14 protein-coding genes are annotated in these 14,457 nt (G+C 65.6%); 9 read left to right on the forward strand and 5 right to left on the reverse strand.

Translation table 11 applies throughout. The features are described 5' to 3' along the window. Nucleotides 1-37 precede the first annotated feature (37 nt). From O9Z63_RS07925 to O9Z63_RS07945, 5 genes are all read right to left on the reverse strand, one after another. Nucleotides 38-832: a thymidylate synthase gene (locus O9Z63_RS07925; RefSeq protein WP_270128757.1), complete on the reverse strand. Its 795-nt coding sequence runs from the start codon at nucleotides 830-832 to the stop codon at nucleotides 38-40. A gap of 122 nt (nucleotides 833-954) precedes the next feature. After that, nucleotides 955-1,239 carry a TIGR03643 family protein gene (locus O9Z63_RS07930; RefSeq protein WP_270128758.1) on the reverse strand — a complete coding sequence of 95 codons (285 nt, stop codon included), beginning with the start codon at nucleotides 1,237-1,239 and terminating at the stop codon, nucleotides 955-957. A gap of 91 nt (nucleotides 1,240-1,330) precedes the next feature. Next, a complete protein-coding gene (locus O9Z63_RS07935; RefSeq protein WP_270128759.1) occupies nucleotides 1,331-1,810 on the reverse strand; it encodes an SRPBCC family protein in 480 nt (159 codons plus the stop codon). 36 nt (nucleotides 1,811-1,846) lie between these two features. Next, nucleotides 1,847-2,320: an energy transducer TonB gene (locus O9Z63_RS07940; protein WP_270128760.1), complete on the reverse strand. Its 474-nt coding sequence runs from the start codon at nucleotides 2,318-2,320 to the stop codon at nucleotides 1,847-1,849. Between the two features lie 225 nt (nucleotides 2,321-2,545). Continuing rightward, nucleotides 2,546-2,773, reverse strand: coding sequence for a hypothetical protein (locus O9Z63_RS07945; RefSeq protein WP_270128761.1), 228 nt, complete (start codon nucleotides 2,771-2,773; stop codon nucleotides 2,546-2,548). 183 nt (nucleotides 2,774-2,956) lie between these two features. Between O9Z63_RS07945 and O9Z63_RS07950 the strand changes: the two genes are divergently transcribed. From O9Z63_RS07950 to O9Z63_RS07990, 9 genes are all read left to right on the forward strand, one after another. Continuing rightward, entirely contained in the window at nucleotides 2,957-5,257 is a 2,301-nt protein-coding gene (locus tag O9Z63_RS07950; protein ID WP_270128762.1) for an efflux RND transporter permease subunit, read from the forward strand. 123 nt (nucleotides 5,258-5,380) lie between these two features. Next, on the forward strand, nucleotides 5,381-5,959 hold the full coding sequence (locus O9Z63_RS07955) for a hypothetical protein (RefSeq protein WP_270128763.1): 579 nt from the start codon (nucleotides 5,381-5,383) through the stop codon (nucleotides 5,957-5,959). 117 nt (nucleotides 5,960-6,076) lie between these two features. Further along, nucleotides 6,077-6,427 carry a hypothetical protein gene (locus O9Z63_RS07960; protein WP_270128764.1) on the forward strand — a complete coding sequence of 117 codons (351 nt, stop codon included), beginning with the start codon at nucleotides 6,077-6,079 and terminating at the stop codon, nucleotides 6,425-6,427. A 58-nt stretch (nucleotides 6,428-6,485) separates the two neighbouring features. Continuing rightward, a complete protein-coding gene (locus tag O9Z63_RS07965; protein ID WP_270128765.1) occupies nucleotides 6,486-7,931 on the forward strand; it encodes a hypothetical protein in 1,446 nt (481 codons plus the stop codon). Between the two features lie 3 nt (nucleotides 7,932-7,934). Continuing rightward, nucleotides 7,935-9,623: a DUF5691 domain-containing protein gene (locus tag O9Z63_RS07970; RefSeq protein WP_270128766.1), complete on the forward strand. Its 1,689-nt coding sequence runs from the start codon at nucleotides 7,935-7,937 to the stop codon at nucleotides 9,621-9,623. 276 nt (nucleotides 9,624-9,899) lie between these two features. After that, a complete protein-coding gene (locus O9Z63_RS07975) occupies nucleotides 9,900-11,000 on the forward strand; it encodes an ATP-binding protein (RefSeq protein WP_270128767.1) in 1,101 nt (366 codons plus the stop codon). Between the two features lie 45 nt (nucleotides 11,001-11,045). Beyond that, a complete protein-coding gene (locus tag O9Z63_RS07980) occupies nucleotides 11,046-11,663 on the forward strand; it encodes a hypothetical protein (RefSeq protein ID WP_270128768.1) in 618 nt (205 codons plus the stop codon). A gap of 10 nt (nucleotides 11,664-11,673) precedes the next feature. Continuing rightward, nucleotides 11,674-12,072 (forward strand): hypothetical protein, encoded by a 399-nt coding sequence (locus tag O9Z63_RS07985; protein ID WP_270128769.1) that lies wholly within the window; start codon nucleotides 11,674-11,676, stop codon nucleotides 12,070-12,072. Continuing rightward, on the forward strand, nucleotides 12,072-14,417 hold the full coding sequence (locus tag O9Z63_RS07990) for a DUF5682 family protein (protein WP_270128770.1): 2,346 nt from the start codon (nucleotides 12,072-12,074) through the stop codon (nucleotides 14,415-14,417). Before O9Z63_RS07985 ends, O9Z63_RS07990 begins: the two co-directional genes overlap by 1 nt. Nucleotides 14,418-14,457: the final 40 nt, after the last annotated feature.

Here is a 14,457-nt window from a genome sequence, read left to right on the forward strand (position 1 = left end):
GCCAGTGACATCCATACACACTAGCAACCCCAGGATGCTAGACGGCCACCGGGGCCTTGATGGCGGGCCAGGGGTCGTAGTTTTCCAGAGTGAAGTCGTCGTACTGGAAGGCGAAGATGTCCTGCACGGCCGGGTTCAGGCGCATAGTGGGCAGCGGGCGGGGCTCCCGGGTGAGCTGCAGGCGGGCCTGCTCCAGGTGGTTGCTGTAGAGGTGGGTATCGCCGCCGGTCCAGATGAACTCGCCGGGCTCCAGGCCGGTTACCTGAGCCATCATGAGCGTGAGCAAGGCGTAGCTGGCAATGTTGAAGGGCACGCCCAGGAACACGTCGGCGGAGCGCTGGTAAAGCTGGCAGCTGAGGCGGCCGTTGGCCACGTAGAACTGAAACAGGGCGTGGCAGGGCGTCAGGCGCATCAGCGGCAGCTCGGCCACGTTCCAAGCCGATACCACCATGCGGCGCGAATCGGGCTGGGTGCGGAGCAGGTGCACCATCTGGCTGATCTGGTCGATGCTCTGGCCGTCGGGCGCGGCCCAGCTGCGCCACTGCTTGCCGTAGATGGGGCCTAGGTCGCCGTTCTCATCGGCCCACTCCCGCCAGATGGTCACGCCCACGTCTTCCAGCGACTGGTTGCTGGTGTCGCCGCGCAGAAACCACAGCAGCTCATGGATGATGCTTTTCAGGTGCACCTTCTTGGTGGTCACCAGCGGAAAGCCCTGCTGCAAATCAAACCGCATCTGGTAGCCGAACACCGAGAGCGTGCCGGTGCCGGTGCGGTCGGTTTTCTGGGTGCCGTGGTCGAGGATGTGTTGGAGCAGGGTGTGGTACTGGTTCATGGAGCGGATGGTAGCGTAAGCTTTAGCGTGCGCCGAAGCGGACAAGCCGCCAAAAATAGAAAAAGCCTCCCGGTTCGGGCGGCTTTTCTGGCCGGATGGCTTTCGGGGAAAACGCGGCGCGTCTACCGCTTGCTGATTTTGTTGTGGGTGATGCTGCGCTGCTGGTTGCTTTTGAAGCCGTCCACGTCGTCGGAGCGGAGGGCGCGGTGCTTGGTGGCGCGGCCGCTCATGCGGGCCCGCCACATCCGGAACGAGGACGCCTTCATTTCGCGGCGCATCAGGGTAATGACGTCCTTTTCGGCCAGGCCAAATTGGGTTTCAATGGCCTCGAACGGCGTGCGGTCCTCCCATCCCATTTCGATGATGCGGTCAATGTCGGCGGGGGATAAAGGGGCGTTTTCGGGCATACGGCAGCGGATAGATGCCGGCGTGGGGCGGCCGACGCTTCTGCAACCGTTGGGCTTTGGGGGATGTTTCGGGAGGCGCCGCCGCCGGCCGTTACTGCGGCGGCAGCACTTCGCGCCACTGACCGCTTTCGGCGTAATGCCTGACCACGCGCGCCCGCTCCACCAGGAATTTCCGGAGGTAGCGTTTCAGCACCAGCGCATCCACCGCCCGGCCCAGCCAGCCCAGCGGGGAGGCAAATTCGAACACGTCCCGCATCAGGGTGCCGGCATCCTGCACCTGAAAGTGGTGCTCATGGCGCATACGTTTAAAAGCGCCCCGCTGCATTTCGTCGCAGAAATACCTTGGAGCCTCAAACGCTGTGACTTTGCTCGTCAGCGTCTGCCACACGCCAAAATGCCGCGCCCGGAACGTGACGGAGTCGCCGAGCTGCAGCACGCCGCGACGGACGCCATCGATGATTTCCTCTTGGGTTTGACGGGCCGAAATTGTGTGCAAATCCATGCTTAGCGCCAACTGAAAACAGCGGGCCGCCGGGGCGTTGATGAATGTTTCCAGTATGATTGTGGCCATCAGCTACCGAATTCCAAATGAAATTCTTGCTTCCTCCTAAGTGGCCGCCGCGGCCGGTTCAAAGCGCAGATGCTGCAGAATTTCACGCGTCTGCTGTACTATCTCAGCTTCTCCGCCGGCTCCTGGTGCAATGGTTGTTGTAAGCAACGTGACCTTAACTACCCGGCCGGTGGCGTCAACCGCCAACTGCATCCAGACTTCCCCTTCCGTCTGAGCTCGCAGCGCCGCCGCGGGATACCGGACGGAGCGCCCCACGAAATCGAAATACGGCTGATCCTCGGGCAGTAACTGTCGGTTGCGTATCCGTGGACCGATGCCGCGTTTGAGCGACGGATTCTTTTGCCAGTAGCCGGTCCGGCGGATAGAATCCTGCTGCGCTTTCGTGAACTTAGTCTGGGGCATGGCTACCGGGCGCGCCTCCCAGCGGTTGTACGTAGCCTGCGCATGAGCTTGCCCGGCGGCGGTGAGCAGCAGAATTACAAACACCCAAAATACAGTCGGCAATTTCATCCCCATCAATATGTTATCAATATAAACCCCCTCACGCAGTCAGCTACGAGAGGGGGCTTATTACATTATTAGGCAACAGCTTGAACGATGTAGAGACGCAATATTTTGCGTCTCCTCGTTGAACGATACGTGTAGACTGTCTTGAGCAACGTCAGCAACGAAGAGACGCAAAATATTGCGTCTCTACATCGAAGCGGCAGTATAATGACAACTGCCGGAAGCTATTTACAGCGACTTCACAGCTGGGGCCGGCGTTACGGCGGCGGTTTTGGTGCCTTTCTTCATGCAGCACGAGGGCGTGCCGGCGGTGGCACCGGTTTTGGCGCACTTGGCGGCCATTTCGGTGGAGCAGGCTTCTTTCTTCTTGCCTTTGGCGGCGGCTTTGTCGCCTTCGTGAGCAGTGGCGGTGCCGGCGAAGGCGAACAGGCAGAGGGCGAGCAGGGCGTTTTTCATGGGCGAAGACTTGGAAAACGAGGAAACAAAAGCCCGAAAGCCGGGGTTGGCTTCTGGTTGCCCTAAAGTAGCGCGGATTCGGCAGAAACCCGCGCCGGGGCGGCCCTACCTTTGCGCGGGCTGCCCCGCGGCCTTTTTCCGTTCAACGATGCGCGCGGCCCCGGCGGCGCAGTACTGGTTTCTATGCCCCTTCGCAAACTTGCGCACCTCACGCTGCTGGCCCTCGGGCTCCTCACGGCCCTGGCCGTGTTCTTCGTGGCCCAGCTGCGCTTCAACTACAATTTCAACGACTTCTACCCCGCCGGCGACCCGGACCTGGACTACTACGAGCAGTACGCCGGCCGCTTCGGCAACGACAACGACTATGTGCTACTGGGCCTGGAAGCCCCGGCCGGCCAGACGGTGTTCGAGTCCCGGTTCCTGACCAAGGTCGATTCGCTCACGCGCTTTATCCGGGCGCGGCGGCACGTCACGCAGGTCTCGTCGCCGACCACGGCCAGCAACCCGGTGGTGGAAGGGCTGGGCGTGTTCAACGTGCCCTACCTGCACCCCCAGGAGCCCGAACGGCGCGCCCAGGACTCGGCGCTGGTGTACCGCACGCCGGGGCTGGTGGGCAACCTGATTTCGCGGGATGCGCGGGCCGTGACCATCCTGTTCCAGACCTCGCCCAACCTCAGCAAGCCGCCCGGCGACTCGCTGCTGGCGGCCGTGCGCACGGAGCTGCAGCGCCAGGGCATCCCCGAAAACGAGTACCACCTAGCCGGCAAGATGGTGGCCCAGTCGGTGTTTGTGGACCGGCTGCAGATGGAGCTGCTGGTGTTCATGAGCCTCTCGGTGCTGCTGGTGACGGGGCTGCTGTGGCTCACGTTCCGGACGTGGTGGGGCGTGGTGCTGCCGCTGGTGGTGGTGCTGGGGGCCATTCTGTGGGGGCTGGGCGTGATGTCGGCCTTCGGGGTGAGCATTGACTTGATGACGGCGCTGCTGCCGGTGATGCTGTTCGTGGTGGGCATGTCCGATACCATCCACATCATCACGCGCTACGTCACGGAGCTGGGCTACGGGGCCAGCAAGCGGGATTCGCTGCTGATTGCCCTCAAGGAATCGGGCTTCGGCTCGGGACTGTCGGCCCTGACCACCAGCATCGGGTTTTTCACCTTGATGACCAGCACCATCCGGCCCATCTACAACTTCGGGCTGTTTACGGGCATTGCCGTGCTGCTCACGTTTGCCCTCAGCTTCACGCTGCTGCCGGCCATGCTGGTACTGCTGCGCAAGCCCCAGCTGCGCATTCCGCGCCAGGAAGGCCACAGCTGGGACGGCGTGCTGGGCCGGATGTTCCGCACGGTGCTGGCCCGCCGGCACTGGGTGGTGGCCATCAGCGCCGTGGTGCTGGGGCTGTCGGTGGCCTCGGCCTCGCGCATCCGCATCAACTCGGCGTTGCTCGATGATTTGTCGAAAAACGACCCGGTGAAGCTGGATTTCCGGTTTTTCGAGCGGCAGTTTGCCGGCGTGCGGCCCTTCGAGCTGGACCTCAAGCCCGGCCCCGGCCGCACGATTTACGACCTGCAGGTGCTGCGCCAGACCGAGCAGATTGAAAACTACCTGCAGCGGGACTACGGCCTGAACTTCGTGGCCTCGCCCGTCACGCTCATCAAATCGGTGCGCAAAGCCCTGAACGGCGGCCTGCTGGACGAATACCGCCTGCCCGACTCGGAGGCCGAGCTGCAGCGGCTGCTGCGCAAGGTAAAGCTGTTTCGCAAGAAGCCCGAGTTTCGGGCCCTGGCCCTGCCCGACGGCTCCGAGGGCCGCCTCACCGGCCGCATGCCCGACGTGGGCAGCATCCGGGCCGACCAGCTGAACGCCGGCCTGCGCCGCTTCCTGCGCACGTCCGTGGACAGCACCGTGCTGCAAACCCGCCTCACCGGCTCGGCCAATCTCATCGACAAAAACAACGAAAACCTCACGCTCAACATGATTACGGGCATGAGCATCGACATTGTGATGGTGACGCTGATTGTGCTGCTGCTGTTCCGCTCGGTACGCATGACGGTGGTGGTGCTCATCCCCAACCTAGTGCCCATCCTGATTGTGGCCGGCGTGATGGGCGCGGCCGGCGTGAGCATGAAGGTCAGCACCAGCATCATCTTCACCATTGCCTTCGGTATTGCCGTGGATGATACCATCCACTTCATCTCGAAGCTGAAACTGGTGCTGCTGCAGGAGCCCAGCCTGTTCAAAGCCGTGCGCAAAACCTACCTGATGGCCGGCAAAGCCGTCATCGTCACCTCTCTTATTTTGGTGGGCGGCTTCTCCACGCTGATCTTTTCGTCGTTTGACGGCACGTTCTACGTGGGGCTTTTGATTGGGCTGACGCTGCTGTTCGGCGTGGTGGCCGAGCTGACGTTGCTGCCAATTCTGATTCTGTGGTTCTACCGGCACAAGCCGAAGGAAATACGGCAGCCGGTGCCGGCGTTAGGGGGTTGATTTTTTAGCCCGCAGAGGACGCATTGTTTGGCGCAGAGGGCGCGGAGGTCGTTCTTCTGCGCCTTCTGCGCAACCCTCTACGCCCTCTGCGGGCTAAATCCGTATGCCCCATCTTTGCCCCGTATGACGAAACGCCTTTTGCCCGCTCTGTTTGCCCTGGCCAGCACCGCCGCCCTCGCCCAAACGCCCTCCACCGCCCCCGACGACCCGCTGCCTCGCCTGATTCAGGAGCGCCAGCAGCTGGTGCAGGAGTATGAAGCCGCCGCCGCCCAGCGCAACGCCTTCCTGGCCGATAAGCCCAGCAAAAAAGACCTTCAGGAAGTGGTGGACGCCCTGAAAGGCATCATCCGCAAGGACACTGAGATTGTGCGGGCCGTGCAGGCCGGCACCCTGCGCAAAACCGCCGCCGTGGTGGCCGAAAACCAGCAGGCCCGCCAGCAAATCACCGTGGCCCAAACCGACCAGAGCAGTACCCGGGAGCGGTTCCACGATTTGGAAAGCCAGATTGCCAACCTGCAGGAGCGCGACCGGCAGCGCGAAAAGAAGCTCCAGGACCTGCAAGCCACCGCCGACGAAGCCACTCAGGCCCGCACCAGCCGCGAGCTGCTGGCCGCCGCCCTGGCCGTGTTATCGGCCGGGTTACTGTTCTACGTATTGAAGCTGCGCGGGCAACAAGGCGCGCCGGTGAAGCGGCGGAAGTAAGGCAGAACGACGTAGAGACGCAATATTTTGCGTCTCTACGTTGCTGATGTTGTTTTCCCCGATCGTTCAACGACGAGACGCAAAATATTGCGTCTCTACATTGTTCTCACTCCACCCATGCTCACCCCCGCCGCCCAGTTCCTGACCTACGCCGAGGCGGTGGCGCTGTATAACCAGCTCAAAGAGGCCGATGTGGACGCACTGGTGAAAACCTGCGGCCCGCCCTCCTTTCCCTTCGGCGACGGACTGTTTTACCAGCTGCTGATTGAGGAAGCCGACGTGCCGCAGGCCCAGGCGCTGGTGGAAGCCTTTGAGCAACAGCGCGCCACGCCGCCGGTGCTGCGCTGCCCGCGCTGCCGGGCCGAGGGCGCCGCGCCCCTGCCCCGGCCGGCGTGGTGGCAGCGGCTATACTATGCGGGCACGGTGCTGCACAAATGCCCGCAGTGCGGCGCGGAATTTTCGGTCTGAACCCCTACTTTGCCCCGGTCTATCCTCCGGCCCCGGCCGGCCTAACCGTGCCTCTATCTTGACCTGGACCGAAGAACAGGCCCGCGCCCTTATCCCCGATGCCGGCACCCTGAAACGGGGCCAGGAGCTGGCCGCCCCCGCCCGGTGGCAGAACCTGGGCCGCACCGACACCGCCGCCTGGGGCGAGTGCAAAGGCAGCGGCAGCAAACCCTACCAAACCGGCCTCGACCTCACCGCTCCCGCCTTCAAGTGCAGCTGCCCCAGCCGCGTGTTCCCGTGCAAGCACGGGGCGGGCTTGCTCCTGCTGCTGGCCCGTCAGCCTCAGCTGCTGGGCCCCGCCGAGCCCCCCGCCTGGCTGCAGGAATGGCTGGAAAAACGTCAGCAAACCCAGGAGAAAAAAGCCCCCAAACCCGCCACTACGGCCGGGGCGGAAGGCAACAATTCCCCCGAAACAGCGGCTGGCTCGCCTGCTGCTGAGGAGCAGGCAGCGGGGAGTGAGGCTGCCCGCCAGAAGCGCGAAACCCAGCGCCACGCCCGCATGCAGCGCGGGGCCCAGGAGCTGGAAACCTGGCTGCTGGATGTGGTGCGCACCGGCCTGGCCGCCCTCGACCAGCAGCCGCGCGCCTACTGGGAAAGCCAGGCCGCCCGCCTCGTGGACAACCAACTGCCGGGGCTGGCGGCGGCCGTGCGCGAGCTGCCCGACCTGCGCCACCAGGGCCCCGACTGGCCCGCCCGCCTGCTGGCCCGCCTCGGCGAGCTGTACCTGCTGGTGCGCACGTTCCAGCGCCTGCCCGAGCTAGCCGACGAAGTTCGCGCCGACGTGCTGCAGCTGGTGGGCGTGAACCTGAAGAAGGAAGACCTGCTGGCCACCCAGCCCGCCGTGGCCGACGAGTGGCAGGTACTCAGCCAGACTACCACCGAGGAAGACCGCCTGACCGTGCGCCGCTCCTGGCTGCAGGGCCAGCGCACCGGCCGCTTCGCGCTGGTGGTGGAATTTTCCTTCGGCGGACAGGCCTTCGCCACGCCGTTGCTGCCCGCGGGCCGGTACGCGGGCGAGCTGACGTTTTATGCCGGTCGGGTGCCGCTGCGGGCCGTGCCCGGGCCGCTCACTTTCCAGGGTCTGACATCGGCTACGGCCGCTCCCACTGGCGGCCAGGGCCCCACCCGGCTCCTGAACGACTACGCCGACGCCCTGGCCCGTCTGCCCTGGCTGCGCGAGTGGCCCGCGTTGCTGCGCGGCGGCATTCCTGCCCGCACCGCCACGGGCGGCTGGCAGCTTCAGTTTCCGGCGGCTGATGACGGAATGGAAGCCGGAGAAGCCAACACCGGCCCCGCCGCGGCGGCCGATTCTGTGGCCCTGCCCCTGCTCTGCGACGAGCTGGCGGGCTGGGAGATGCGCGCCCTCAGCGGCGGCCAGCCCCTCACAGTATTCGGGGAGTGGACCGGCCGGGGCCTGCGCCCGCTCGGCAGCTGGCCGGCCGCCCTTCACCCGCTCACTGCCTGACCCATGCCCGACGCCCTGCCCCCTTCCGCCCCCCACCTGCGTCCCGCCGCCGACTGGCAGCAGCTCCAGCGCGTGGCCCTACTGGGCACCCGCCAGAGCACCGAAACCCTGCCCGCCGTGCCCGGCTGCGCCGCGCCTGCCGAATCTGCTGACCACCGCGAGCAGCAGGTGCTGCTGCTGGCCGGGGTGTTGAGTACCGTGCGCAAAGCCGGCTTCCGCCCCCCGCGGGCCGGGGCCGATGCGCCGGAAACCTCCCGGCCCACCCCGGCAACGACATTCTCTGAAGAGAGAACTGCGGCGGCCACCGAAGCCGCGCCGGCCCCTGCTGATTCCGGCCCAGCCCACCGGCCAAGCACGGCGGCAGTTGCCGGGTCCGAAACGGCTGCGCCGCTGGGGCCGCAGGGTGCGCAGCTGCTGCAGCTGATGCTGGAAGGCACCGAGGCCGGCTCGCTCTACGGCTTTCTGGAAGATATGCACCGGCACCAGCGGCGGGTGCCGCCACGGCTGCTGGTGGGCCTGCTGGAAGCTACGCGCACCCGCCGGGAGCTGCACGGCCCCGCCTCCCAGGTACTGGGCCGGCGGGGCGAGTGGCTGGCCGCCCAGAACCCGGCCTGGCAGCCCGTGCTGCTGGCCGGCGCTACTGCTCCCGACCCAGCCACCTGGGAAACCGGCACCCTGGCCGAGCGCCGCACCTACCTCTACCTGCTGCGCGACACCGACCCCACCGAGGCCCGGACGCTGCTGGCCGCTACCCTGCCCCAGGAGCCCGCCCGCACCCAAGCCGAGCTGATCCAGACCCTCGCCCAAAACCCCGACCCCGCCGACGCACCCCTGCTGGAGCAGTACCTGACGGCCAAAAGCAAGGAGGTGCGGCAGGCCGTCCGGCCGCTGCTGGCCCGCCTGCCCGATAGTCCGCTGCTGGCGCGGCTGTGGCAGCGGGCCGAGCCCCTGGTGCGCCTCAAAACCGGCCTGCTCAGCAAAAAGCTGCTTGTGGAGCTGCCCCCGGCCGACTGGGACAAAACCTGGCTCCCCGACGGTATCGAGCAGAAGGACAGCCGGTTTCAGGGCGAGCGGGCCGCGCTATTGGGGCAGGTGCTAGCCCTGCTGCCGCCGGCCCGCTGGGCTGCGCACTGGCAGCTGGCGCCCCGCAAGCTGCTGGAGCTGGCCGCCGCCACCGAGTGGGCCGGGCTGCTGCTCACGGCCTGGGCCGAAGCCGCCGTGCTCCACCAGGACGCCGAGTGGGCCGGGGCCCTGCTGGCTTGGTTCTACGAGAAGCCCCGCCCCCTGCCCGCCACCCTGCCCACCGGCGGCCTGGTGTGGCAGCTCACGCCGGAGCAGGCCGCCGACCTGCTGCTGCCCCTCATCAACGCCACGCCTCATTTCAGCGCCGAGGTGGGCTGGCTGTCGCTGCTGCAGCTGGCCCCCGGCCCCTGGCCCGAGCGCCTCACCCGCCGGGTGGTGGAGGTGCTGCGCGATACTCTCAGCAAGCCCGTGGAGCTGTACCGCATCCAGTATGCGGCCGGGCAGCTGCTCGAGCACATGGCCCGCGCGGTGCCCGCCGCCCAGTACCGCCTCTGCGCCGAGCCCCTGCAGCCCCTGCTCCAGGACGTGCCCTACCTGCACAACAGCCTCGCCCGCCTACTTAACACCCTGCACTTCCGCCAGCAGCTCGCCGAGGTACTACTCGAATGAACGATGTAGAGACGCAATACTTTGCGTCTCACGCCAGAACGGCCGGAACTACCTCACAGAACGATGTAGAGACGCAATACTTTGCGTCTCCCGCCAGAACAACCGGAACTACCGCACTGAACGATGTAGAGACGCGACACTTCGCGTCTCCCGTCAGAGCAACCGGCACCACCTCACAGAATAAGGACCTCCGCCAGAACAACCGGAACCACCCAGGTCAAACAACATCAGCAACGACGAGACCCGAAGTGTCGCGTCTCTATACCCATCAACCCTATGCCTACCACGCCCGAAACCGCCGTCCTGCGCCCGCACGCCGAGGATGTGTACGCCGAAGAGCTGGCCGCTCTGCGCGCCGCCGACCACGACCGGCCCAAACCCCCGAACTGGCACCTCTCGCCCTGGGCCACCGTCACCTACCTGCTGGGCGGCAAGCTGGATAACGGGTTTGAAATCGAGCCCAAGTACATCGGGCAGCGGCGGCTGATGGAAATTGCGGTGGCCACCCTGGCTACCGACCGCGCCCTGCTGCTGCTGGGCGTGCCGGGCACGGCCAAAAGCTGGGTATCGGAGCACCTGACGGCGGCCATCAGCGGCCGGTCGGACTTGCTGGTGCAGGGCACGGCGGGCACCTCCGAGGACGCCATCCGCTACTCCTGGAACTACGCCCGCCTCATTGCCGAAGGGCCTTCTTTGGGCGCGCTGGTGCCCTCGCCCCTGTTCAAAGGCATGCAGGAAGGCCGCCTGGTGCGCCTCGAGGAGCTCACCCGCATCCCCTCCGACGTGCAGGATACGCTCATCACCATGCTCTCCGAAAAAGTGCTGCCCATCCCGGAGCTTTCCACCGAGGTACAGGCCGTGAGCGGCTTCAACGTCATTGCCACCGCCAACGACCGGGACAAGGGCGTGAACGAGCTAAGCAGCGCGCTGCGCCGCCGCTTCAACACCGTCGTACTGCCCCTGCCGACCTCCGCGGAGGAGGAAGTGCGCATCGTGCAGACGCGGGTGGAAAAGCAGGGCAAGGCGCTGCAGCTACCCGCCGAAGCCCCGGCCCTGGAGCAAATCAGCCGCCTCGTGACCATCTTCCGAGAGTTGCGCTCGGGCGTGACGGAGAACGGCAAAACCAAGCTTAAAAGCCCCAGCGGCACGCTCAGCACCGGCGAGGCCATTTCGGTGATGAACAGCGGCCTGGCCCTGGCCGCCTACTTCGGCGACGGCAGCCTCCGCGCCCACGACCTGGCCGCCAGCCTCACCGGCGCCGTGCTCAAAGACCCCGTGCAGGACCGCACCGTCTGGCTCGAATACCTCGAAACCGTGGTAAAAGAGCGGGACGGCTGGAAAGACCTCTACCGCGCCTGCCGGGAGGTGGTGGAGTAGAATTCGATTCGAAACTGAACGTCATGCTGAGCGGAACGAAGCATCTTGCCCGCACTGACCAACCTGTTTTCAATGCACTTCCTACGCACGCACAAGAACCTGATTCCAGTAGTATTGCTGGCCGCCCTTAGTGTTTATACAATTCTCACGGTTCTGTTTGTGCCAGTGTACCAGGATGGAGAAGCGTACCAGCGGGCCTTTACTCCGGCTCATTACGGCGCTTTTGCTGCTGTGCTTCTGAATCTGCTGGCTTACTTCTTTTTCCGCCCGTTCTTCAAACCGGTACTCCTGCTGACCTTGGGCCTTACCCTGTTCAGCATCATCAATTTCTTACCGGATAATGTCCGGTTCAATTTCGGTTTTGGAGACGTAGGAGTAGGTTTTTCGATTCTGGGGCTAGGGCTGGTGCTGCTGTATTATCTCTTGAATAAGCCAGCCGCTCACGCTTTTATCAACCAGCGCATTACCGCCACTCCCACACCCGAGCAAGCAGCCCGCCGCCGCCGACAACGCATTGACCAGTTCAAGCAGAATTTCGCCCGCAAATCCGACGAAAGCCTGCAACTGATGCTTCAGGAGCAAAAAGTGCTGCCGGATGCCTTATCAGCCGCACGGGAGTTGCTGCAGGAGCGGCAGGCTTCAACCGAAATCAGTAAAAAATAGGCAAGGCATTATGTCAAACAAACAGCCTGAATCTTACTGGACAGCGGTTGGCAATATTATTCGGGAACGGCCCTACGGACCGGGCGGAGTTGAAATCCGCTACGGCACGAAGCATTTTGCACCGGGCGCCAAAGTATACATCATCGACTGGTACCCGGGGACGTGTGACGCCGTTACCGTTGTTGGCCACCACCGCAAGTCGCACCAATTAATGAAGCTGGTAGTGCGGGTAGAACATCTGGAGAACTTGCGCGCAAAGGTGTGCTACTCACCGGCCGTAAGCAGCATCATGAAGGAGCATTTTGAAGCGGGCGACGCCCCCTACCGCCTTACCCGGGAATTTGCCGAACAGCTGTGTGCCGTTTTACCCCACTGGAAGGCAGAACAACAACGCGCCAAAAACATCTAATGCCCACCGACCTCCGCCTTTTCGGTATCCGCCACCACGGGCCCGGCAGCGCCGCCAGCCTCGTGCACGCCCTCGACGCCTACCAGCCCGATGTGGTGCTGCTGGAGTGCCCCGCCGATGCGGAGGCCGCGCTGGCCGCCGCCCTGCACCCGGAGATGGTTCCGCCGGTGGCCCTGCTTGTGTACAACCCCAAGCAGCACCAGCAGGCCTCGTTTCTGCCCTTCGCCGAGTTTTCGCCCGAGTGGCAGGCCCTCCACTGGTGCCACCGCCACGGCGCCCACCTGCGCTGCTTCGACCTGCCCATGGCCCTGCGCTTCGGGATGCCGGATGAAGTGCCTGACGTTACGTCTCCCCCCTTGGCCCCCTCGGAACCAGTTCTGGAAGCTGACTTCAACTCAACCACAGAAGCGCCAGAACAGGATGTAGAGCCAGGATTAGAAGCTCGTTCCCCCTCTCTACCGGAGAGGGGGTTAGGGGGTGAGGCACCGGATCAGGACTCAGCGGCTGAGGCCACCCGGGACCCCATCTCCTACCTGGCCGAACTCGACGGCTACGCCGACGGGGAGCGGTGGTGGGAGCTGCGCCTGGAACACGCCCCCGGCCACGCCGACACGTTTGCCGTGGTGCTGGACCTGATGACGGCCCTGCGCGAAGAGCTGAACCTGCCCGAAACCGAGGAAACCCTGCTGCGCGAGGCCTTCATGCGCGAAACACTGCGCGCCACCCTGCGCCAGGGCTACCAGCGCGTGGCGGTGGTGTGCGGGGCCTGGCACGCCCCGGTGCTGCGGCCCGAGCTGCTCAAGAAAGAAGACAAAGCCCGCCTCAAGGGCCTGAAAAAAGTAGCCACCGCCGCCACCTGGATTCCGTGGACGTTTGAGCGCCTGTCTACCGCCTCGGGCTACGGGGCGGGAGTGGGCTCGCCGGCCTGGTACGAGCTGCTGTTTACCACGCCCCGCGCCGAGGTGGTCACGCACTGGATGGTGCGCGCCGCCCGCCTGCTCCGCTCCCGCGACCTGGACGCCTCCGCCGCCCACGCCATCGAGGGCGTGCGCCTGGCCCACACCCTGGCCGCCGTGCGTGGCCGCGAGCTGCCGGGCATCGAGGAGCTGCAGGAAGCCGCCGTGGCCATCCTGGGCGGAGGCTACCCCGAAACCCTGGAGCTGGTGCAGCGCGAGCTGGTGGTGGGCGAGCGGCTGGGCGCGGTGCCGCCCGAGCAGCCCGCCACGCCGTTGCAGCAGGACGTGCAGCTGCAGCAAAAAGCCACCCGCCTCAAGCCTGAAGCCACCGCCCGCACCCTCGACCTGGATTTGCGCAAGGAGCTGGACCTAAGCCGCAGCCACCTGCTGCACCGCCTGCGCCTGCTCGACATCCGCTGGGGCCAGCCGCGCCGGGCTCACGGCAAGGCCGGCACCTTCCACGAGCTATGGGAGCTGCAGTGGCAGCCCGAGTACGCCCTGCAGGTGCTCGACGCGGGCCGCTGGGGCAACACCGTGCTGGCCGCCGCCGCCGCCCGGGCCGCCAGCCGCGCCGCCGAGGCCCCCGACTTGGAAGCCGTGAGCCAGCTGCTGGAAGAAGCCCTGCAGGCCGACCTCGGCCCGGCCATCGGGGCGCTGGTGGCCCGGCTCGAAACCCTCTCGGCCGGCACCCGCGACGTGACGCACCTGCTGGCGGCCCTGCCCCCGCTGGTGAACGTGCTGCGCTACGGCAACGTGCGCCGCACCGAAACCGCCCAGGTAGCCACCGTGGTGCACCACCTGGTGCCGCGCCTGTGCATCGGCCTGCCGCCGGCCTGCACCGGCCTCGACTATGATGCGGCCCGCCAGCTGCTGCCCCGCCTCGAAGGCAGCCACCAGGCCATCCGGCTGCTGCAGGACGAAGCCCAGGAAACCGATTGGTACGCGGCCCTGGCCGTGGTGCTGCGCAACCCGGCCTCGTCGGGGCTGCTGGCCGGGGCGGCGGGGCGGCTGTTGTTTGATGCCCACCGCCTCAGCCCGGAGGAAGCCGCCACGGCTCTGGGCCTGGCCCTCTCGCCGGCCCAGCCTACCAGCTACGCCACGGCTTGGCTGGAAGGCTTCCTCAGCGGCAGCGCCCTGCTGCTGCTCCACCACCGCCCCCTCTTCGACCTGCTCAATGACTGGCTGGGCACGCTGCCCGAAGACACCTTCCGCGAAATCGTGCCCCTGCTGCGCCGCGCCTTCACCGATTTCAGCCTGCCCGAACGCCGCCAGCTCCTCGACCTCGCCCGGCAAGACGCCCAGCCGGCCCTGGCCGCAGCGGAGGAAGATTTCGACCTGGAACGGGGCCTGCGGGTACTACCGGGCCTGCGGGAGCTGCTGGGCTATTGACGTACCATAGCACGATGTAGAGACGCAATATTTTGCGTCT

Origin of the sequence: Hymenobacter yonginensis (genome assembly GCF_027625995.1) — a bacterium.
GTDB classification, from domain to species: Bacteria; Bacteroidota; Bacteroidia; order Cytophagales; family Hymenobacteraceae; genus Hymenobacter; species Hymenobacter yonginensis.

Coding starts and splice junctions, on each gene's coding strand:
- O9Z63_RS07925 (WP_270128757.1), bottom strand. CDS start 832: ATGAACCAGTACCACACCCTGCTCCAACACATCCTCGACCACGGCACC.
- O9Z63_RS07940 (WP_270128760.1), bottom strand. CDS start 2,320: ATGAAATTGCCGACTGTATTTTGGGTGTTTGTAATTCTGCTGCTCACC.
- O9Z63_RS07955 (WP_270128763.1), top strand. CDS start 5,381: ATGACGAAACGCCTTTTGCCCGCTCTGTTTGCCCTGGCCAGCACCGCC.
- O9Z63_RS07970 (WP_270128766.1), top strand. CDS start 7,935: ATGCCCGACGCCCTGCCCCCTTCCGCCCCCCACCTGCGTCCCGCCGCC.
- O9Z63_RS07960 (WP_270128764.1), top strand. CDS start 6,077: ATGCTCACCCCCGCCGCCCAGTTCCTGACCTACGCCGAGGCGGTGGCG.
- O9Z63_RS07930 (WP_270128758.1), bottom strand. CDS start 1,239: ATGCCCGAAAACGCCCCTTTATCCCCCGCCGACATTGACCGCATCATC.
- O9Z63_RS07990 (WP_270128770.1), top strand. CDS start 12,072: ATGCCCACCGACCTCCGCCTTTTCGGTATCCGCCACCACGGGCCCGGC.
- O9Z63_RS07950 (WP_270128762.1), top strand. CDS start 2,957: ATGCCCCTTCGCAAACTTGCGCACCTCACGCTGCTGGCCCTCGGGCTC.
- O9Z63_RS07985 (WP_270128769.1), top strand. CDS start 11,674: ATGTCAAACAAACAGCCTGAATCTTACTGGACAGCGGTTGGCAATATT.
- O9Z63_RS07935 (WP_270128759.1), bottom strand. CDS start 1,810: ATGGCCACAATCATACTGGAAACATTCATCAACGCCCCGGCGGCCCGC.
- O9Z63_RS07975 (WP_270128767.1), top strand. CDS start 9,900: ATGCCTACCACGCCCGAAACCGCCGTCCTGCGCCCGCACGCCGAGGAT.
- O9Z63_RS07945 (WP_270128761.1), bottom strand. CDS start 2,773: ATGAAAAACGCCCTGCTCGCCCTCTGCCTGTTCGCCTTCGCCGGCACC.